Consider the following 20705-nt stretch of genomic DNA (forward strand, 5'->3'; position numbering starts at 1 on the left):
CCGGATGTAATTCTCCAGGGTACTGCGGCTTTGTCCACGAAGGATGACCTGCTGCTGCAACAGCTTGTACACTTTCTCAAATCCATCAATAGTCTGGATTGCTTTCTCAACTAAGGTAGGTTCATTTCTTTTTTTTCATGATGTTGATATTTAAATGTGAAACATGGGCCCAATTTACCAATAATCAATAACTTTGGTTCCGGCTGTCCGCCGAATGGCGGATTTAGTTCAACACGCGGTATAGCTAATAAGGGTTTCAGTGGTTTGCGTGGCGCAGTTTCCCGCGCAAATTTCACCTGCAATCTGACAGGAAAGCAGCCCGCAATCCCTTACTAACCATACCGCCACCGTTACCATGCATTAAAACAAAGACACCAAATAACTATGAGACAAATTTATTTAATGATTTTTTTTATCACATTGTTTTCATGTTCTCACGAAAAAGTGAAGGAAGAAAAGAAAACGGAATCATATAAAACCGGAGTTTTTTATCCCGAAGTTGAAAGCCGATCTGTTATAGTTGGACAGATTGAAAATATGCAAGAATTTGCTGATGGATCTAAGACAATTAAACTTGTGCTTGATGAAATATCAGTTAACAGACAACTTTTGTATTTAACAGAAATTGATGAAAATGGGAAGTTCAAGTTTGACATTCCATTGAGGAACTCAATTAACACCACAATTAAATATTGCGATGGTTCTATTGATTTATATATTTTTCCGAGTGATACGCTAACAATTAATTGCAAAATTAGTAAGGTTGGCTCTTTAACCGATATTAACGCATCTTCATACGGTGAAAAACAAGGTGGTTTTCAAAAAGAATTTCAAAAATATGATCGTTGGCTCACCAAGGAGATTTATAAATTTGATGGAAGCTTTTCAAAAGATAAACCCCACGATGAGTTAAAGGAAATTTGTCTCGATTTTGAAAAAAGTCTTCAAAAAAGTATTTACAACAAGATTGAAAACGGACTTTCAAATCAAATAATCATCAATTATTTACGATGTTCAGCCACCTATTATTCTTATTATCGAATTTTCACTGTGGGAAAAGCAATTGAGAATCCTGATATAAAAGCTAGGTATTTTTCTTTTTTAACCGACTCAGCAGCCTTTAATGAAAAAGCATTTTCAACTTCATGGTATAGATTATTCCTCAATTATTATTCGAGCTATGTTGAACCTAGTTTACCCATTAAAGTCATTTCTAGTGAGAAAGCGGAAGACCAAGTGAAAAAGGAAATTCTTACTAAACGCATTGACAATAAATGGGGATTGCGTGAAGGTATTTGGAGAGATTTATTGATTGCTGCCAATATTAATAGTTCAGTTTTAGAAAAGGAAGAAGAGTTGTCTGCAAACTCAATGGACGCTTACTTCGAATTAGTTAGCGAAAAAATTACCGACAGATATATAAAACAATTCTTAACTTCTTTGCTAAACATTGAACGCTTATCAATACTCGAACGTGATAATTTGGAGATGCCTGTTTCTGAATTAAGGAATAATGTATTAGAATCTGGAGACAGTTTATTGAACGAAGTTTTGATGAAAAATAAAGGTAAGGTGATTTATATCGATTTTTGGGGAACATGGTGTAGCGGATGTATTGCCGAGTTTCCTAATGTTGAAAAATTGCATAATAATTTTGATGAGAAGGATGTCGCATTTGTATACTTCTGTTGTCGTTCAAGGCAAACTGCTTATGAAAATGTAATTCAGAAATATCAGTTAGCAGGACAACATTACCTACTTAACCATAAGCAATTGGAATTTTTTCAACGACAATTTCAATTCTCAACTTTTCCAAATTACGCATTAATCGATAAGAATGGTAAAGTATACAGTAAGAATGCACCAAGACCATCAGAAGCAAAAACAGTTACTTTGATTAATAAGTTAATAACTCAAAAATAACACATGGTAATAAATAGGGCTTTAAGCGGCACGTAGTGCCCAGCTTTGAGCCCTGGTTGAAAGATAGTCGGCTCATAATTTGTACATTTACGTGCATTAATTATCGGGTGGGCTGTCAGGCTCTACTCTATTGGGACCTACTCAAGCTTAGCATTTGCCCAAAAGCTATCAATTCCGGATTGATAACTATCTAAATTTCGGGCTTTCTTGGCCACTTTATAGGCTTTTTTGCCTTGCATGAACGACTGTTGGAAGTAGCTCCAAAACTGAATCATGCGATGAATCACAATTCCCTCGTCCGTCCAAATAGCCTGATAGTTTTTCAGGATCTCGTTGTGAAAAGCGATCAGCTTTTCAAGTTTTACCTCATCCGAGTGAAGCTCACCTTTTAGTTTGGCGGGTAAAAACGGGTCGTTTAAAATGCCGCGGCCAATCATCCATTCGCTTTGGTTGGGAACCTGTTGTCTTATTTCGTTCAAGTCATCAATGGATTGGATATCGCCATTGTAAACCAACGGACTTTTTGATTTGGCAGCTAATTCGGCAAAAAGTGGGCGGTTGGCAGCACCTTTGTATAGTTGCTTTGCTGTACGCGGATGAAAGATCAGCTTCTCGAAGGGATAGGCCTGTAAAAGTTCGAACTGATTAACAATCGTGCTTTCATCAGTTAAGCCTGCCCGAAATTTCACCGATACCTTGAAATCATATTCAGCAAAGAGGTAATCCAATACTTGTTTAAGTTGATCGGGATTTTCCAACAGAGCAGTTCCGCGGCCACGCTTAGTTGCCATGGGATAGGGGCATCCCAGGTTCAAGTTGATTGTTGTATAAGCCATTTGCTTGAGTTCGTCAGCCAATACCTTGAGTTCACCAACATTGGCACAAAGTATTTGAGGAACTACAGGTACATTTTCATTATTCTCGGGCAAAACATCGCGGTATTGGCTGTTTCTTATTTTTTGTCCCGGCCCAATGGCAATATATGGGATGTAGTATTCATCAATGGAACCGAAAACTTCGTGATAACAGCGGCGATAAACAAAATCGGTGAATCCCTGTAATGGAGCTAAGTAGAAAGAATCCTGTTCGGACATAGGTTGTTTATAACTAATTTAAATACAAAGGTAGCAAGCCAGTCAATTTAACCTTGGAAATCCTTATTTTTGTGTGAAATTTTACAACTGCCCGGAATGTTACAACGCACGCAACAAAACGATACGATATTAAAACAGCTTGACCAGGCAGTTGGAGCAAACACGATTAACACAGTAAGAACGTTGATAGAGCAGCAGCCTATTGAAACTGTAGATTCAACGACCGTGGAAATCCCGGGCATTAGCGCTCCATCCAATACAAGGGTCAATCAAAATTCACAATCGGTCAGCTCAAAACTTCCCCGAAACAATAGCCGCAAGTTGGATTCAGTTCAACCAATCCAATCGGGACAAGTCAAGGTTTTTACAGAAAAGGACTCGAAGCCCGGTATTGTTTTACCTGAAAAGTCTTTTGAGCGTGAACGACCAGATTGGTTGATTGGGATTTTTATCTTGATTTTTGTTTTACTGGCCACTGTGCGGTTGTTTTTTAATAAATACCTGAATCAATTGTTTCATTCCATCATCAATTATCCGACTTCGGCACGCTTGTTTCGGGAACGAACACTTAGTCTGACACATGCTTCTTTTCGACTTGATTTGATTTTTTACTTTACGTTTGGTGTTTTTGTTTACCAGTTTTTCGATTTATTTCACGTGTCTTTCAATCAATCAAGCATTGTTACTTATTTAATTATTTTGGGGCTGGTTATTGGCTATTATATCTTGAAACGGGTGGCTTATTCCTTCGCTGGGATTGTTGCCGGAAGTACTGCTGAAACAGCTGAATTTCTGTATAATATGCATTTGCACAACCGTATTTTAGGATTATTTCTAATTCCGGTAACACTTGTCATCGCATTTGGGGCATTACAAAACCCTCGGTTGATGGTATATGCAGGACTTTTTGTGGTGGCTTTTTTTTATTTGTTACTCATAATTCGTGGGGCAAAAATATTAATGACAAAACATTTTTCTATTTTTTATTTGATTTTGTACCTTTGTACCCTTGAAATTTTACCGTTGATTTTTATCTATAACATGGTATTGGTTAAAAACGGGATTAAATAATTTAAAAGTTTTACAACTTGAAAATCAAGAAAATATTAGTTTCGCAGCCAAAACCTGAATCTGCAAAATCACCATATTTTGACTTGGCTGAAAAAACGAACGTACAGGTCGACTTCAGACCATTCATTCAGGTAGAAGCAGTTTCTTCAAAAGAATTTCGTCAAACAAGAATTCAGATTCTTGATCATTCAGCTGTGATTTTTACAAGTCGCACTGCTATTGATCATTTTTTTAGAATTTGTGAGGAAACAAGGGTTACTGTGCCCGACTCCATGAAATACTTCTGCATTTCAGAAGCTACTGCTTACTATCTGCAAAAGTACATCGTTTACAGAAAACGTAAAATCTTTTACGGAAATGGTCGTTTCGACGACTTGATGGAGGTTATGAAAAAACATAAGGGAGAAAAATTCCTGGTTCCTCTTTCTCATATCCACAAACAAGAAATTCCTGAGTTACTTGATAAAGGCGGATACGACTATACGAAAGCAATTTTGTATAAGACAATTACAAGTAATTTGTCTGATTTGAAGGATGTTAATTATGACATCTTGGTTTTCTTTAGTCCCTCGGGAATCAAGTCGCTGATTCAGAATTTCCCCGATTTTGAGCAAAACACCACGATGATTGCTTCATTTGGACCAACAACTGCAAAAGCGGTGCAAGAGGCCGGCTTGCGTTTGGATATTCAAGCGCCAACAGCACAGGCTCCTTCGATGACGATGGCTTTAGAGCAGTTTATTAAAAAACATAACAAGTCGAAGTAGAAAATACTCAACATATTCAATAAGGAAAAGGGGAAGTTGTTTCCCCTTTTTTTATTGTATTTTCGATATCAAAATGAACAACCTCAAGTTGACAAAACAAGAACGGCTATGCAGTACCAAACTGATCGGGAAACTCTTCGATTTAGGAGAGTCGTTTTTCTGCTTTCCATTGAAAGTTGTTTACCTTGAAACATCACTTTGGGAGAATCACCCGGCGCAGGTTGGTTTTACAGTCTCAAAAAGGAATTTTAAGCACGCCGTTCAACGAAACTTATTGAAACGTCGGATGCGCGAAGCTTATCGATTAAATAAGCCTGGTTTTTATGAGGTAATTCCTCCAGGCAAACAAGTAGCTTTAATGTTTATTTATACTGCAAGAGAAGAGAAAGACTACCAGCTAATTGAGAAAAGCATGCAAAAGGCACTCGGAAAGTTAGGTGAACTTTTGCACTAAAAAAGGGACTGCCAGTGGCAATCCCCTCTATGTAACAATAAATAATCTCAGTCTACTCTTGATCCATTATTTCAGTCTGCATTCTTACCGAATCTTCGTGGATCAATTGGAAGAGAATTTGCACAAACGTCTTGTTCAAATTTAACTGTTCTCCAGTAGTAATACGCTTATTCATCAACTCAGTCCACCGACTCATCTGAAGAGCGGTAACATTATTGTCTCTTTTGTACCGACCAATTTCACGGACGATTTCCATTCGCGAGGACAGAGTCTCCATCAACTCCGAATCCAATGCATCAATGCGGTTACGAAGTAATTCCAACTGATTTTCAAATTGCTTATTTGCTGAAGTCGACTGGCGGATCACCAATTTATCCAGAATCTTTCCGAGCTCCTCTGGTGTCACTTGTTGATCTTTATCGCTTAATGCGCACGAAGGATCACGATGCGATTCAAGCATTAGTCCTTCCATGCCCATGTCGAATGCTTTTTGAGATACTTCCAACAGGTATTCACGTTTCCCGGCAATGTGACTCGGGTCGCAAATTACGGGTAGATTGGGCAATAATCGACGCAATTCTATAAAGGTTTTCCAGTTGGGGTAATTGCGGTATTTTGTTTCCCGGAAAGGGGTGAATCCGCGGTGAATTCCTACCAGGTTTTTTATCCCAGCCTGGTTCAAACGTTCCAGCGCACCCATCCAAAGTTGTACATCGGGGTTAACCGGGTTTTTTACCATCACAACGGCATCAGTTCCTTTCACAACATCAGCAATCTCTTGCACAACAAAAGGGCTGGCGGTTGATCTGGCTCCAATCCAAAGAACATCCAGTCCGGCGTTCAGAGCTTCTTCCGTGTGTTGTGCGTTGGCAACTTCAGTTCCCACCGGAAGTCCGGTTTCTTTTTTTACTTGCTGAAGCCATTTCAAACCAATAGATCCAACGCCTTCAAAACTGCCCGGGCGAGTACGTGGTTTCCATACGCCACCACGAAAGACAAAAACGCGTTTGTCTTTTTTTAACTGGCGAGCAGTTTCCATGGTTTGCTCTTCAGATTCTAAACTGCAAGGACCTGAGATTAACAGCGGATTATCCAGCTGTGGTAACCAATCTTTCATTGGTCTGATGTCTAATTCTATTCCCATCTTATTTTGTGTAAAATTTAATAATCTTTTCTTCGTTTTTTATTAATGAAGGGCTGTCTCCACCCAATATCGAGCGAATGTTGTTGGCATTTTTCATGAGCTCGTACATTCTGTCTTCGTCTTGTTCAATACTGTCTTTAAATTCGTTCAGGTGCTTGATGTAAACTTCAAGCGATTCAACAACGTAACCTTTATTTTGCTGAAAGATTGGTCCCCACATTGAAGGGGTACTTTTTGCCAGTCGAACAGTGGAGCGGAAACCACCACTTGCCAAATCAAATATGATCGATCGCTTTTCCTTATCCTGAACAGCGTTGGCCAGTGCGTATGCGGCGGCATGTGGTAGGTGCGAAATAAATGCGGTGCTGTGGTCTTGTTCGTCAGCCGACATGTAAGCAATGTCCATTCCCAGCGTTTGAAACATCTTCTCCATTAGTGCCAGGTGCTGTGGTCCGCTTTTTTCATGATCGCAGATAATCGTTATTTTGTTATTGAAGAGACCTTCCAAAGCAGCTTCAGGCCCGGAGTTTTCGGTTCCCGACATGGGGTGGGCTGCCACGTAGTTTCTACGTTTTTGATGGTTCTCTACCACACGGCACAATTCTTTTTTTGTAGAGCCCATGTCGGTAACAGTTGTGCTATCGGAAACCTGATCCAGTACTTGTGGAAGCACGACCTTTATTTTATCAACCGGAATGGCAATAATAACCAGATCAGCTTTTTCAAAAGCCTTTGGCATTGTCAGAATTTCATCGACCAGGCCAATTTCCTTGGCTTTTTCAGCATGTTTCCTGTTCGAGTCTACGCCAATAATTGAGGTGGCAAAACCACTTTTCCGCAGGTCTTTAGCCATCGAGCCCCCAATCAATCCCAATCCAATAACTGTTATATTCATTTTTCTATCGATTCGTTTATCTAAATCTCCTGTCTTCAAATACATTCGATTTAGTGTAAAAAAAAAGATCCCGATTTCTCGGGACCCTTCTGTAATATATTTTTGAATTTAAAGCAATACACTACTGTTCGACCCCGTTGTTTGAACCGAAATAATAAAACCAGTAATAAAAAGAATTGCTAAAAATCATGGTGCGCTGTGTTAATTCGGAAGCAAATATAGCCATTTCTTTTAAAATCAAAACTTAAGCGATTGTTATTTTTCGTTTTGCTTTGTTTTTTGTGAAGGTAAAATTCACCAAATGAATTAGTTGATAGTTTATATTTTGTCTAAATAAAAACGTCTAATTATCGTTTGACAAACTTTTTTGTGATTATCTGCCCGTTCTCAAATTGGAATGACAACAGATACAATCCTTTCTTTAAGTTCTCAACATCAATTGTTTGGTGAAGTTGATTCGAAGCCTGGGTAATCTCATTCAAGCGTATTTGTTGTCCATAGCTATTGAAAACAGCTATTTTAAGCTGACCAGCTTTCGATTTGAAACTGCCGTTAATGTATAGTTTGCTGGTTACAGGATTGGGGTAAATCATGACTTCTCCCGATGAAAAAGTAAGTTCACCATTTGCAGTTGGCGGATCCTGAATTCTTAAATCATCAATTGCCCATCCCCAGCCGTGCGCATAAGGATCAGAGAATAACCGAAACCGGACAAAGAGGGTATCCCCTTCAGCGAAATTACCATTTTCGGTCATCTTAAATTCACGGTTGATGTAATAGGTCGCTTTCCCTCGCGCAGCTGAATTGTTTCCAACCTGATTGGTATTGTAGTTCATCTCCCAGGTGGCGTTTGCCCGCGAGTCATACCCATCTATTAGAGGCTGCCAGTTGCTGTTGCCTGTTTTGGAGCCTTCAACGATTACATAATCCCAAAAATCGGAATCTCCGAATTCACTGCCCTTTTCGGCGGGTTCAACCAGAACAACTTCGTTAAAAGAAATCATGGCTCGATCATCAATGATGATCGGGTATTTTAGAAGCGCTGTAAAATTGTATTCCGTATCGTCTTCATCAGGGCTTGGGTATGGGTGCGGGCTTTGTAAAGCTCCATCGTCAAATAGATCTTCTATACCGATATAAAAGTCGGAGGAGATAAAATCTCGTGAATCGCTGTTGAAATCGTTCGTATAGGTTTTTACGGGGTCGTGTAGTCCATCGATATAAATGGTGTAATATTCATTTTCGGCAGGTAAAATTGTACGGTTGTTGTTCGAACCGCTGTCGGTGGCAATAATTTGGTAACGAATCGAGTCCCCGTCTGTCAATCCGGTAACACGAAGTGTGCTTTTATAAAGGTTCTCACCCTGATCTTCAAGAATCAAGGTTTCGGGGCTTCCTTCGTTGATGTTATATTGCATAACAACACTTGAAATACCAATGTTATCAGTTGCTTCAGCGGCTACCTCAACGTTAAGATCTGACTCTAGCATTGAACTTACCGGATCGTGAGTTAGTTCGGGTTTTATCAGGTCGGGGCCAATTGTAAATTCGAAATATTCTGCTGGAGCTTGACTAGGAAGATAGAATGTTTTTCCACTTGAATCATTTACCATCAGGTAATACTGATAGGTTTCGGCAAGCTGTGGAATGAGGTTGGCAACAAAATGATCTTGATCTGCGGAGTAGACAAGGTCTATCGTATCAGAAGTTAAAAATGAATCGGCGGAAATGACCATTGCTACAGAAGTACTATCGATTTCGGAATCAGTTTCAATGGTTGCTTCTATGGGGATAATCGTTGCCGTTTCCGTGTCGGGTATTGGAGAATGAATGATGGATGTATAATCCCAGCCCATATCCGAAAATATTGCCAACATTAGCGGGCCCGGATCATGAATCGCTTCAGCCTTATCGAAGAATGGAGTCATCAGAGAGTTTGTATCTCCAACGTTATAGGTGAATTCATTCAAATGGTAAATACTGGATCCTTCATCAAAGCTGGATGGCGCATACAAGCGCGGATAGGAATCAGAAGGATTGTTTGATTTCACCGTTTGACTTTTAAAATATAAATTATTTGAGCGCATTTGCTCATACAATGCAGCCGATGGATTGGCAAATTCACTCGTGTCAATCAATTGTTGTCCGGAACCATTAATGACAAATTCATCAAAAATCCCGGGATAAGGGAGCACATCGCCATAAGTCCCTAAACCACCTTGTTCGTAGAAAAAACCTGTAAACCCCAAACCGTGCCCTATTTCGTGCAAAACCACCGATACGAAGTCATATTCTCCTCTCGGAGTATTGCCATCAGTACCAAAATACCAAGAGTCATTGTCGCTGTTAAACTGAGCAATCATGTCTGGAACACTTTCATCCGTAATTTCTTCACCCTCTAGTTTTTCAACCAAAGCTACGGGGTAATAGCGGTCTTTGTAGGGAGCAGAGTCAAAATTTTCAAAAAAGATATAGGGGCCACAGCTTCCCAAGACTCCTTCATCGAGCGCAGTCCAGCGGGCAGTTAGGTATATCGGTACAGGAGAAGCGACCAGGTGTTCCCAAATTTCAACTGCATATTGAAAGGCTGCTTGTGGGGCTGCACTAAATCCAATATAATCAACAATGATTGAAGATTTTTTTTGATGGGTCGATTTCAATCGTTTTAAATATTGGTCGGGAGCATCAACAAAGCTTTGATGCACCTCCTCGGAGCCGTAGCAAATCGGAGCCGGAAATTTCACACCTTTTTTTTGCCACTCTTTTTGCGCAAAAGACGAAAAAGTAGTCGTTAAAAGAATTAATGTCAGCGTTATTTGTTTCATGGATAATGGCGTCAATATTCTCTTCAAAATTAAAAGAATTCTTGTCTGATTTTTGTTAATTTGTGTTATCTATATATTTTAACAAACAAGGCATGAAAAGTTTTTATAACCTGTTCATCTTATTTAGTTTAGTTGTTTTAAGTCCGATTTTAAGTGCGCAAAACCAATTGATTGATGAGGTTTATCGACCGCAATTTCACTATACTCCTGCCGAAAGTTTGTTAAGTAAGCCCAACGGAATCGTCTTTTTAAATGGGAAATACCATCTTTTTTATCCTCAAGAGCTAAAAGGATTGCAAAATCGTCAGGTATTGTGCAATCATGCTGTTGGAACTGATTTGGTCCATTGGCAGCATCAGCCTGCTATTTTACTTCCTGCCCCGGATGACGAAAAAGACGAATTGGTCGCTGTAGGATCAGTTCTTGTGGACGACCAGAATCTGCTAAATTTGCAAAATGGCGGTGAAACATCCTCGTTACTTCTTTTTTGTTTAAACGGAAGGTCAGAACTAATTATTTTATATAGCGTTGATGAAGGCCAAAACTGGACGCAATACCCTGGCAAAATTGATCTATCAGTTGCTGAAGATGATTTAATTGATGATCCGAAAGTTTTTTGGGATGCAGATAGCAAGAAATATATTTTAATAGTTTATCGGGTGCCCGGCCGGGATTTAAGCTCGCAGGGGGTTTCGTATTATTCATCAGAAAACCTGATTGACTGGAATTTTGAAAGCCACTTTGCCGGACCTGGTACTTGTGTCGACATGGTTAAGTTAAAGGTTAACCGAAGAGATGATGATACCCGATGGGTAGCTTTTGAAGGTGATGGCTCCTACACCATAGGGAGTTTTGATGGTAAGAAGTTTGAACCTGAAACAGCCAAAGCGCAAGGAGATTTTGGTAAGAACTATCAGGGACCGATTACCTTCCAAAACGGTTCAGACGGAGATGACCGAATTTTTCAATTAGCTTTTATGGAAGGTGGAGAGTATCCAGAGATGCCCTTTGAAGGGCAATTAAGCTTTCCGTGTGAGTTGGGCTTAAAAAAATACCTTGATGGCGTTTATCTGATGCGCAAACCTGTAAATGAACTGGAATTGCTTCATGAAAAAGGAGATACCTGGGAGGAGAAGAATCTTATCCCGGGATTAGGCAAGAACTTAACTAAAAAGGTAAAAGGCGATTGTCTTCATATTCAAGGAACTTTCGATTTGAAATCAGCGAGTAGTTTTGGTTTTGTCGTACGAAATTCGAAAAAAGCCGTGGGTGTTGAAATCCGTTACGATGTAACAAAGGGGATTTTATCATGTCAGGGTAAAGGAGCTAAATTAGCACCCGAAGATGGAAAAATTGAACTTGAGGTGTTGCTTGACCGCACTTCCATTGAGTTGTTTGGGAATGGGGGCAAGGCTGTTTTAAGTTCTTGCTACACGGCTGAACCAGATGCCCGGGATCTTGTTTTATATAATACAGGAGGTGAACTTTTTGTTGAAAAACTTGAAGTTTATCCGATAAAATCAATGTATGAGTCGAAGTAAAATTAGAATACAATAAAATAATATTAAGAGGATTGCGAATTAATGCGTTCCTCTTTTTTATTATTAATGAATAGGCTAACTTCAAAAAAATATTTTATTAAGAATGGCTAAAAAGAAAAACAAGAAAGATAAGACGAAGAAACTTTCGAACTTCAATAAGCGGCAGCTAAAAACTTCCATCCTGGAAATATTTTATGGCGACACTCAAAAAACATACAACTACAAACAGTTAGGTAGCCTTCTTGGGGTGAAAGATATGGAAACCAGAAAGCTTATCAATGTTGTTCTGGATGAATTGACTGAAGATGAAAAATTAGAACAGATACAACGAGGTAAGTTTAAGTTAAAGTCGCGTGGCGGATATGTTCTCGGACGCGTGGAGATGCAGCGTCAAGGATTTGCTTATGTTGTGAGCGAAGAAGTAGACCAGCCCATATTGGTGTCTCAAGGAAATTTGAACCATGCCATGGGAGGCGATAAAGTTCGCGTTTATCTGTATGCCCGACGGAAGAAACATCAAATAGAAGGAGAAGTTTCGGAGATTGTTGAACGCGCCAAAACCACTTTTGTAGGTACCGTTGAACGCTCTCGTAATTTTGCCTTTTTGGTTCCGGTTGGTAAAGTCGGGTTCGACCTTTTTATTCCGGCCGAAAAACTGAATGGAGCTAAAGACGGGCAAAAAGCAGTTGGCAAAATTACCGAATGGCCGCAGAAAGCAAAAAACCCCTTTGGCGAAATCATTGAAGTTTTAGGCGATTCGGGAATTAATGAGACCGAGATGCACGCTATTTTAGCTGAGTATGATCTTCCACTTCGGTTCCCGGAAAACGTATTGAGTGCAGCGGAGAAAATTCCACTTGAGATTCCGAAAGAGGAGATCAAAAATCGTCGGGATATGCGGGAGGTAACTACATTTACAATTGATCCGGAGGATGCCAAGGACTTTGATGATGCCTTATCGATTCGCAAACTGGATAACGGGCTATGGGAAGTTGGTATACATATTGCCGACGTGAGTCACTACGTTCGTCCGAATACGATATTGGATGACGAGGCTTTTTCAAGAGCTACCTCGGTTTATTTGGTTGACCGGGTGGTTCCCATGTTACCGGAACGACTATCAAATGGAGTGTGCTCGTTGCGCCCAAACGAAGATAAATTATGCTATTCGGCTGTTTTTCAGATGGACGATAATGCTGATGTCAGCAACGAATGGTTTGGACGAACAGTGATCCATTCTAATCGCCGGTTTACATACGAGGAGGCTCAGGAGATTATTGAAACCGAAAAAGGCGACCTAAAAAATGAAGTATTGACCTTGCAGGACTTGGCTGTCAAATTACGAAACAGGCGATTCAAAGAAGGTTCGCTGGCATTTGATCGGATTGAAGTGAAATTCAAAATTGAAGAAGAAACCGGTAAGCCGCTTTCTGTATTCTTTAAAGAATCGAAAGAAAGTAATAAGCTGATTGAAGAGTTTATGCTGCTGGCAAATAAGAAGGTAGCAGAATTTATTGGAAGAGAAAAAAACAAAAAGCAGGCGAAAACTTTTGTGTATCGAATTCACGATAAGCCGGATCCCGAAAAGCTGGAAAACTTCAATCACTTTATCAAGAAGTTTGGTTATGGTATTCAAACCACCAGTTCGCGAGCTATTTCAAAATCGATGAATAGCCTGATGGAGAGCGTCAAGGGAAAAAATGAGCAAAATGTGATTGAAACGCTTGCGATTCGGTCAATGGCAAAAGCTGAGTATTCGACCCGCAACATTGGGCACTATGGGCTTGGTTTCGAATATTACTCGCACTTTACGTCGCCTATTCGTCGTTATCCCGACATTATGGTGCATCGCTTATTGGAGCGCTATTTGGAGGGAGGGCGATCGGCAAACGCACAGAAATACGAAGATATGTGCCAGCATTCCAGCGAAATGGAATCTCGTGCGTCCCAGGCCGAGCGCTCGTCAATTAAGTATAAGCAGGTTGAGTTTATGAAGGATAAGATTGGCGAAGTTTTTCCCGGAGTAATTTCGGGTATCACTGATTGGGGAATTTATGTAGAGCTGGAGAATAAGTGCGAAGGCATGGTTCCAATTCGGGAGCTGGATGATGACTTTTACATCTTTGATGAGAAAAATTATTGCTTGGTTGGTAAGCACGGAAATAAAAAGTATCAGTTGGGTGAAAATGTGAAAGTCGAAATTTCGAGAGCAAACCTTGAGAGAAAGCAGCTTGATTTTAAGCTTATTGAGGAGTGATGTCTGTTTCTTGTAAAAAACAAGGCCGTTTTATTCGAAAAATTGAATATCTTTAAGCACTCAAAAAAAATCAATAAGCGATGGTGATGAATCTGCAAAACGGGGTGAATAAAAGAGATGCCAACCGGGAAAATATCTTAAAGATAGCTCAGGATATCTTCAGTAAATATGGTTATAAGAAAACGACTCTGGATGACATCGCTAATGCCGTTCGAAAAGGAAAGAGCTCTTTATATTATTATTTTGAAAGTAAAGAGGATCTGTTTCAGGCAGTTATCATGAAAGAAGTTGACGTGTTAAAACGTGAGCTTGAAAAAGTAGTACTCCGAAACACAGATCCGGTAGAAAAACTCAGAGAATACATTTTAACAAAGCTGACGACCTATCGTGGGTTGGCTAATTTTTATCATGCGCTGGAAAACGATGTGACAGCCATCGAATTTATTGACAATATCAAAGACAAATACGATCAGGAAGAAATCCGAATGATCAAACGTATTTTGATTGAGGGGGTTCGTAAAAACGAGTTTGAGATTTATGACTTTACCTTGGCTGCCATTGGAATTACGACTGCTATTAAAGGATTGGAAATGCCAATGTCCGCCGGAAATTATGGCGCAGTAAATTTAGAAAAAGGAGTCGACAATATTTTAAAAATATTGTGTTACGGTATTATGAAAAGATAGTATCGTCGCAACACGAAGCAAAAAAGACCAGCATCCAAAATCGATGCTGGTCTTTTTTGTTTATTAACTCAATTTAGAATGTACGCTCACTGATTAACTCACCAACTTCATCGTACTTTTTCCAGGTTCCGACTTTATTTCCTTCGGCATACATCATTTCATAAATCAGTTTGCCATTGTCGTTCCAAATTAACCATTTACCATTTTTAACACCTTCTTTGTAATTTGCTAATGCAATTTTTTGGGCTTCGTCGTTATAAGTGATCCATGTTCCATCCATTTTACCATTCTTATAATTCCTAATTTCGTTTAGTTTACCATTTTCGAAATAGATTTTTACTTCACCATCTTTTAATCCATCCTTCAGGGTCATTTGTACATTTGTGTTCCCATTTTCGAAATAAGTCGTGTACTGGCCGGTGTATGGTGTTGAATCGGCATAATAGACACCATTAATTTCGTTGATGTTTTGTGAGCTGGTATATAAAGCAAAAAACATTAATAAGCTGATAATTAAGCTGAATCGTTTCATTGGGGCTCCTTTCTTTATTGTTATTAGTACTCTTTTCGTTTGTTAAGACAAAGTTAAGTCGAATGATGTGTGATTAACAAATATTTAACGTTAAATTTAGAATAAATAAATGTTTGCTGAAGATCCCAGTGAGCTAATCCAATCTTGAAGATAGGTTTTTGACCGGATACCAGGCAGCAAAAAATCCGATACTTAATACGATTAGGAAAGTAGCTAAAACGTCGAAGAATTGCAAATTTACAGGGTAAGCCGATAATGCAAAAGAGCCATTGCCCGGAAGTTTTAATAGCTCGAATTCTGTTTGCGCCCAAACCAGAGCAATTCCTGACAGCACTCCTAAAATAGCGCCTGAAAACGAAACCAACCATCCTTCGAACAGAAAAATCTGCCGAATCAGTTTTCTGTTGGCTCCCATGCTTTCCAGTATTTTGATATCGTTTTTTTTGTCAATAATAATCATGGTTAGTGAGCCCAGCAGGTTGAAAGAAGCGATAACTAAAATAAAACTCAAGATCAGAAAACTTGACCATTTTTCTGATTGCATTACCCGGTATAGGAATTCGTGCTGTTCAAAGCGATCTTGCACCACAAAGTCATCACCCAATAGTTGTTTCGAAGCTGACTTTGCCCGGTCGATGTCCGCCTGATTATCGAGCTTCAATTCGAGTGAAGAAATTCGCCCTTCCATTTCAAACAAGGAGCGGGCAAAATCAATGGGAACCAAAATGTACTTGCTGTCGATTTCCTGCTCAACAGAGAAAACACCGGCGGTAAAAATATAATCATGATTGAGTGCTTGCTCCAGATTTATCAGATTTTTAAAATCTTTGCGCGGAACATACACATGAATAGGACTGATGAAGGATAATCCGATCGAAAGGTCATGCCGCACACCTTCGCCTATAAGGGCATAGCTTTGCGAACCTTTTTTTAAAAAGAAGTCGCCTTCCAGTAAAACAGAATCCAATCCTGAAAAGTTAACGTAGTCGTTCGGAACACCTTTAACAACGGCATATTTCTGCCGATCTTCGTAACGAAGAAGTGCATTTTCTTCAACCACCTCAGCATAATCAACCACTCCTTTCAGGTTTTTGACTGATTCGAAATCAGCATCTTCCAAAGTAAAGCTCTTGCCTTTTGCAGCGGTAATTTTAATGTCAGGATCAAAGTTGGAGAGCATGCCTCCTATAAAGCTGTCGATCCCGTTAAAAGCTGATAGGACAACAATTAAGGCGGTGGTTCCAACAGCGACACCAACCATTGAAATCGCAGAAATCAGGTTAACAATATTGGCCGACTTCTTTGATATCAGATAACGGCGTGCTATGTAAAAGGCAAGCTTCAATTATTTGTAGGCTTTAACAATCAGTCCGGTTCCGGTTTTATGCGTATTGCTGACATCTAAATAATTCAGCACAAGTGAAAGCGGAAATACAACTAAGTAGTAGAATGGAAGCAAAATGAAAAACAATTTACTGACACCCAATAGCAAAATGGGATATTTCATCGACAGTTTCCAGGAAATTTTTCCGGGAGCTCCATACGAATAGCGGGCTTCGACTTTGCTAAACCCGGCATTCTTTAGTTTGTCTTCTATCTCATTGATATTGTATCCGTCGCGAACATGCTCATCAATAAAGCCGTGTACGCCTTCTTCTTCATGGTCGTGGTGCGAATCTGATCCTCCCTGGTCTGAAGGGGTTGAAATTAACAGAACACTGCCTTTCCTCATTGACTGGCAAAAGTTTTCAAATACCTTGGTGTCCTCTTCAATATGTTCCATTACGTCAATGGAAATCACTAAATCGTACGCTTCTTTGTTGGTATATTTCGTCAAATCAGCATATTGAAATTTAACCTGCTCTTCTTTCCCTATTTGTTTGAAAAACTGGTTGCAGTCTTCAATTTGTTCGGGTTTAATATCGGCAGCTGTAATTTTAGAACCCGGAAAAAGCTTCGACATACGATAAGTGTATTGTCCGAATCCTGAACCGGCATCTAAAATTGTTGGACTAGCCATTCCCTGTTTTCTTAAAACCCGCAACTCCTTGCGAATATGCCAGGAACGCAGCAGTAGCCAATCGAGTAATTGATAAAAGATTTTCCGAAGAAATGGGTTTTGGTTAAAAACCTTGCCTAGCGAGCGCTTAATTGGGTCGTACTGCATGTTTACTTATTTAAAAGGCGGTCGATATTATCAATGTAATCCAAACTGTCGTCGATGTAAAATTCCAACTCCGGAATCACACGTAATTGTTTACCAACTTTGCGTCCAAGTAAGCCTCGAATTTTTGGATTCGCAATTCTGATTTGCTTTAAAACTTCTTTGCGATTTTCTGTTGGAAAAATGCTGATATACGATTTGGCAAGACCAAGGTCAGGGCTTACGCGTACCGTAGTTACGCTGATCATTTTGCCCATAAATAGGTTGCGGCTTTCCTTCAGAAAAATGTCTGCTAACTCCTTTTGCAGCAGTCTGCTTATTTTTTGTTGACGAGTTGATTCCATGTTAAATTGAATTTCCGGCAAAGTTACAAAAAAGTCCCACCAAAATGGCAGGACTTGATTATAGTAATTAAGATAAGTTTATCTTCTACTTTGGAAGTGGATATCCCTTCAGTTTTTCCAGATTTAGTGCAATTTCTGCATCTGGGTATTCGTAGTCGTGTAATTCTCCGTTCAGGTATTTGTCGTAACCAACTAAGTCCATTAAGCCATGACCACTAAAGTTGAAAAGAATGGTCTTTTCTTTGCCTTCTTCTTTAGCTTTTTTGGCTTCGCGAATAGTGGCAGCTATGGCATGTGTTGTTTCTGGTGCTGGAATGATGCCTTCTGTTTTTGAGAATAATAAGCCTGCTTCGAAACACTCACTTTGGTGAATGGCTTGAGCTTCCATCAGGTTGTCGCGTAAAGCGGCACTTACTAAAGGAGACATTCCATGGTAACGCAAACCACCAGCATGAATTGGTGCAGGAACAAAGTTATGTCCCAAACTGTGCATCGCCATGAGCGGGGTCATTTGTGCCACATCACCATTGTCGTAAATAAAAGGAGCTTTGGTCAAAGTAGGACACGAAAATGGCTCAGCTCCAATGATCTGGATGTCGGCTCCATTAATTTTGTCGTAGATGAACGGGAATGAAAGTCCGGCAAAGTTACTGCCGCCTCCGCAACAACCGATCACAACATCAGGTTTATTGATTCCCACTTTAGCCAGCTGTTTTTTAGCTTCTAAACCAATAATGGTTTGGTGCAACATCACGTGGTTCAATACCGATCCCAATGCGTAGCGGGTTTGTCCGGTCGAGTCGCCCACGGCGGCTTCAACAGCTTCCGAAATGGCAATACCCAGTGAGCCCGGAGTGTCCGGATATTGAGCCAATATATCACGTCCAGCCTTGGTTTCCATACTTGGGCTGGCCACACATTGTCCGCCCCAGGTATTCATCATCATTTTGCGAAAAGGCTTTTGGTCGAAACTTACCCGAACCATAAATACCTTGCATTCTATTCCGCCAATAACCGAGCAGGCAAACGACAAGGCTGATCCCCATTGTCCGGCACCTGTTTCAGTGGTTAATTTTTTAATACCAAACTGCTTGTTGTACCAGGCTTGCGGAATGGCTGTGTTTGGCTTATGGCTTCCTGCAGGCGAAACACCCTCGTTTTTGTAGTAGATTTTAGCTGGAGTTCCCAAAGCTTCTTCTAATTCGTAAGCACGAATCAATGGACTGGGACGCCAGCGAAAAAGATGCTGACGAATTTCTTCCGGGATGTCGATCCAACGCTCCTGGCTCACTTCCTGCTCAATCAGGTTCATTGGGAAAACAGGTGCAAGCATATCCGGACTTACTGGATTTCCATCCGGACCTAGTGGCGGGTTTAATGGCGTTGGTAAGTCGGGAGCTAGGTTGTACCATTGTTTGGGCATATCAGCCTCATCCAAAAAGATCTTCTTTTGTCTGGTCATGATTTTATCGTTTTATTTAGTGTTTTTAAAAAATAGAAAAGGGGCCTGCTGTGTAAACAGCAAACCCCTTCCCCAACCATTAATATGGTCGTACAATATTATTTTGCTCACGTGCTTCCATTTTCACGTTACGCTGATGCCATTCTTTACCAAATTGTGGAATTGTATGCATATCTTCATTTTGCGTGCCTAAAACTAATTATTATTTTTTAGTTTTCAAGAGCCGAAAACAAGGAGGCAATATTTTATAGTGATTCTTGATTACGATTGCTAAGTGCATAGTTTTCTCAATATTTTTATGATTTTCTGTAAAAATGAATGATTGATTACCATTTCTTTTTCAATTAGTCAGGAAATGAACGTCCAATATTTATGGATAAATTCTTCAGGTCTAAAATAAATTTTTGTGTTTCAAGGAATCAGCGTATTTTTGCAGCTCATTTTCATAGAAGATTTACCCAATGAATAAACCGACCGTTGTAAGTGGCATTAGGCCAACAGGATTTTTACACTTAGGAAACTATTTTGGAGCAGTACAAAACTTTTTGCGTATGCAGGAAGATTACAACTGTTACTTTTTTATTGCCGATATTCACTCGCTAACAACGCATCCTACGCCTGAGAACCTTCAGGCTGGGGTTAAACAAGTGCTAGCCGAGTATTTGGCTTGTGGTATTGACCCTGAAAAATCAACGATTTTTATTCAAAGTGATGTGCCGGAGATTTCAGAGTTATATACCATCTTGAATATGAATGCCTATTTGGGGGAATTGGAACGTACTACTTCATTTAAAGATAAAGCCCGCCAACAGCCTGAGAATGTGAACGCCGGTTTGTTGACCTATCCGGTGTTAATGGCTTCGGATATTATTATTCATAAAGCGCACTTTGTTCCGGTTGGGAAAGACCAGGAGCAAAATCTGGAAATGGCTCGAAAGTTTGCCAAGCGATTCAACCGGATGTACAAGTCGGATGTATTCCCGATTCCAAAGCCCTTTACTTTTGATGGAGCTGATTTGGTGAAAGTTCCCGGATTGGATGGCAGTGGGAAAATGGGAAAATCAGAGGGCAATGCGATTAACTTGTATGATACGGAAAAGGAAATTCGCAAAAAGGTGATGCGTGCGGTGACTGATTCCGGACCAGCAGAAGTGAATGCTGAAAAACCGGAGGCAATTCAGAACCTGTTTACCCTCATGAAAATTGTTTCGCAGCCGGAAGTAGTCGCTCAATTTGATGACGCCTATAACAAATGTGAAATTCGTTATGGCGATATGAAAAAGCAATTGGCTGAAGATATCGTGAAATTCACTAACCCAATTCGTGAGCGCATCGTTAGCATTTTGGAAGATGATGCTTACTTAGCTAAAGTGGCTCAAATGGGTGCAGAAAAGGCTCGTGAATCAGCTGTTACTACCTTGCAGGAAGTGAAAAAATTGGTTGGATTTCGTAAATTCTACTAAGCCCGATTAAGTAGGAGATATCTGTTATCTCTTCAGCCCAGTCGACACTCCCATCGAACCGGGAGATTTTACCATTGAAGTTG

At 40.0% G+C, this 20705-nt stretch carries 17 protein-coding genes; 8 read left to right on the plus strand and 9 right to left on the minus strand.

What is annotated here, in order from left to right; genetic code table 11:
* Positions 1–444 precede the first annotated feature (444 nt).
* A complete protein-coding gene (locus tag ACTB00_RS02250; protein ID WP_463298327.1) occupies positions 445–1923 on the plus strand; it encodes a TlpA family protein disulfide reductase in 1479 nt (492 codons plus the stop codon).
* A 137-nt stretch (positions 1924–2060) separates the two neighbouring features.
* Here ACTB00_RS02250 and ACTB00_RS02255 read toward each other — a convergent pair whose 3' ends face one another.
* Entirely contained in the window at positions 2061–3017 is a 957-nt protein-coding gene (locus ACTB00_RS02255; protein ID WP_463298328.1) for a tRNA-dihydrouridine synthase, read from the minus strand.
* A 96-nt stretch (positions 3018–3113) separates the two neighbouring features.
* Here ACTB00_RS02255 and ACTB00_RS02260 point away from each other — a divergent pair, with 96 nt between their 5' ends.
* The 3 genes from ACTB00_RS02260 to ACTB00_RS02270 all read left to right on the plus strand — a co-directional run bounded on the left by ACTB00_RS02260 (position 3114) and on the right by ACTB00_RS02270 (position 5309).
* On the plus strand, positions 3114–4088 hold the full coding sequence (locus tag ACTB00_RS02260) for a DUF4271 domain-containing protein (protein WP_463298329.1): 975 nt from the start codon (positions 3114–3116) through the stop codon (positions 4086–4088).
* A gap of 17 nt (positions 4089–4105) precedes the next feature.
* The gene (locus tag ACTB00_RS02265) at positions 4106–4855 is read left to right on the plus strand and encodes a uroporphyrinogen-III synthase (protein WP_321289568.1); all 750 of its coding nucleotides are present in this window, start codon (positions 4106–4108) and stop codon (positions 4853–4855) included.
* A gap of 73 nt (positions 4856–4928) precedes the next feature.
* Positions 4929–5309 carry a ribonuclease P protein component gene (locus tag ACTB00_RS02270; protein WP_463298330.1) on the plus strand — a complete coding sequence of 127 codons (381 nt, stop codon included), beginning with the start codon at positions 4929–4931 and terminating at the stop codon, positions 5307–5309.
* A gap of 52 nt (positions 5310–5361) precedes the next feature.
* Here the strand turns inward: ACTB00_RS02270 and ACTB00_RS02275 are convergent, their stop codons facing one another.
* From ACTB00_RS02275 to ACTB00_RS02285, 3 genes are all read right to left on the minus strand, one after another.
* The gene (locus ACTB00_RS02275; protein ID WP_159521456.1) at positions 5362–6453 is read right to left on the minus strand and encodes a chorismate mutase; all 1092 of its coding nucleotides are present in this window, start codon (positions 6451–6453) and stop codon (positions 5362–5364) included.
* A 1-nt stretch (position 6454) separates the two neighbouring features.
* Positions 6455–7348 carry a prephenate dehydrogenase gene (locus ACTB00_RS02280; RefSeq protein WP_463298331.1) on the minus strand — a complete coding sequence of 298 codons (894 nt, stop codon included), beginning with the start codon at positions 7346–7348 and terminating at the stop codon, positions 6455–6457.
* A gap of 347 nt (positions 7349–7695) precedes the next feature.
* Positions 7696–10173, minus strand: coding sequence for a T9SS type A sorting domain-containing protein (locus ACTB00_RS02285; protein WP_463298332.1), 2478 nt, complete (start codon positions 10171–10173; stop codon positions 7696–7698).
* A gap of 92 nt (positions 10174–10265) precedes the next feature.
* Between ACTB00_RS02285 and ACTB00_RS02290 the strand changes: the two genes are divergently transcribed.
* The 3 genes from ACTB00_RS02290 (at position 10266) to ACTB00_RS02300 (ending at position 14657) form a co-directional block, all read left to right on the plus strand.
* Positions 10266–11714, plus strand: a complete 1449-nt coding sequence (locus ACTB00_RS02290) for a glycoside hydrolase family 32 protein (RefSeq protein ID WP_463298333.1) — start codon at positions 10266–10268, stop codon at positions 11712–11714.
* 103 nt (positions 11715–11817) lie between these two features.
* Complete coding sequence (rnr, locus tag ACTB00_RS02295) at positions 11818–13971, plus strand: ribonuclease R (RefSeq protein WP_463298334.1); 2154 nt, start codon at positions 11818–11820, stop codon at positions 13969–13971.
* Between the two features lie 80 nt (positions 13972–14051).
* Positions 14052–14657 (plus strand): TetR/AcrR family transcriptional regulator, encoded by a 606-nt coding sequence (locus tag ACTB00_RS02300; RefSeq protein ID WP_159521466.1) that lies wholly within the window; start codon positions 14052–14054, stop codon positions 14655–14657.
* Positions 14658–14730: 73 nt separating this feature from the next.
* On the opposite strand, the gene ACTB00_RS02305 is transcribed toward ACTB00_RS02300, so the two are convergent.
* From ACTB00_RS02305 to ACTB00_RS02325, 5 genes are all read right to left on the minus strand, one after another.
* Positions 14731–15189 (minus strand): toxin-antitoxin system YwqK family antitoxin, encoded by a 459-nt coding sequence (locus ACTB00_RS02305; RefSeq protein ID WP_463298335.1) that lies wholly within the window; start codon positions 15187–15189, stop codon positions 14731–14733.
* 133 nt (positions 15190–15322) lie between these two features.
* Positions 15323–16534, minus strand: a complete 1212-nt coding sequence (locus ACTB00_RS02310; RefSeq protein ID WP_463298336.1) for an ABC transporter permease — start codon at positions 16532–16534, stop codon at positions 15323–15325.
* Entirely contained in the window at positions 16535–17356 is an 822-nt protein-coding gene (locus ACTB00_RS02315; protein ID WP_463298337.1) for a class I SAM-dependent methyltransferase, read from the minus strand.
* Positions 17357–17358: 2 nt separating this feature from the next.
* Positions 17359–17697 (minus strand): 30S ribosome-binding factor RbfA, encoded by a 339-nt coding sequence (gene rbfA, locus ACTB00_RS02320; protein WP_159521473.1) that lies wholly within the window; start codon positions 17695–17697, stop codon positions 17359–17361.
* Positions 17698–17782: 85 nt separating this feature from the next.
* Positions 17783–19159: a TrpB-like pyridoxal phosphate-dependent enzyme gene (locus ACTB00_RS02325; RefSeq protein WP_463298338.1), complete on the minus strand. Its 1377-nt coding sequence runs from the start codon at positions 19157–19159 to the stop codon at positions 17783–17785.
* Positions 19160–19620: 461 nt separating this feature from the next.
* Between ACTB00_RS02325 and trpS the strand changes: the two genes are divergently transcribed.
* Positions 19621–20622 (plus strand): tryptophan--tRNA ligase, encoded by a 1002-nt coding sequence (gene trpS, locus ACTB00_RS02330; protein ID WP_463298339.1) that lies wholly within the window; start codon positions 19621–19623, stop codon positions 20620–20622.
* The last annotated feature ends 83 nt before the right edge of the window (positions 20623–20705 follow it).

Source organism: Sunxiuqinia sp., from assembly GCF_055140945.1.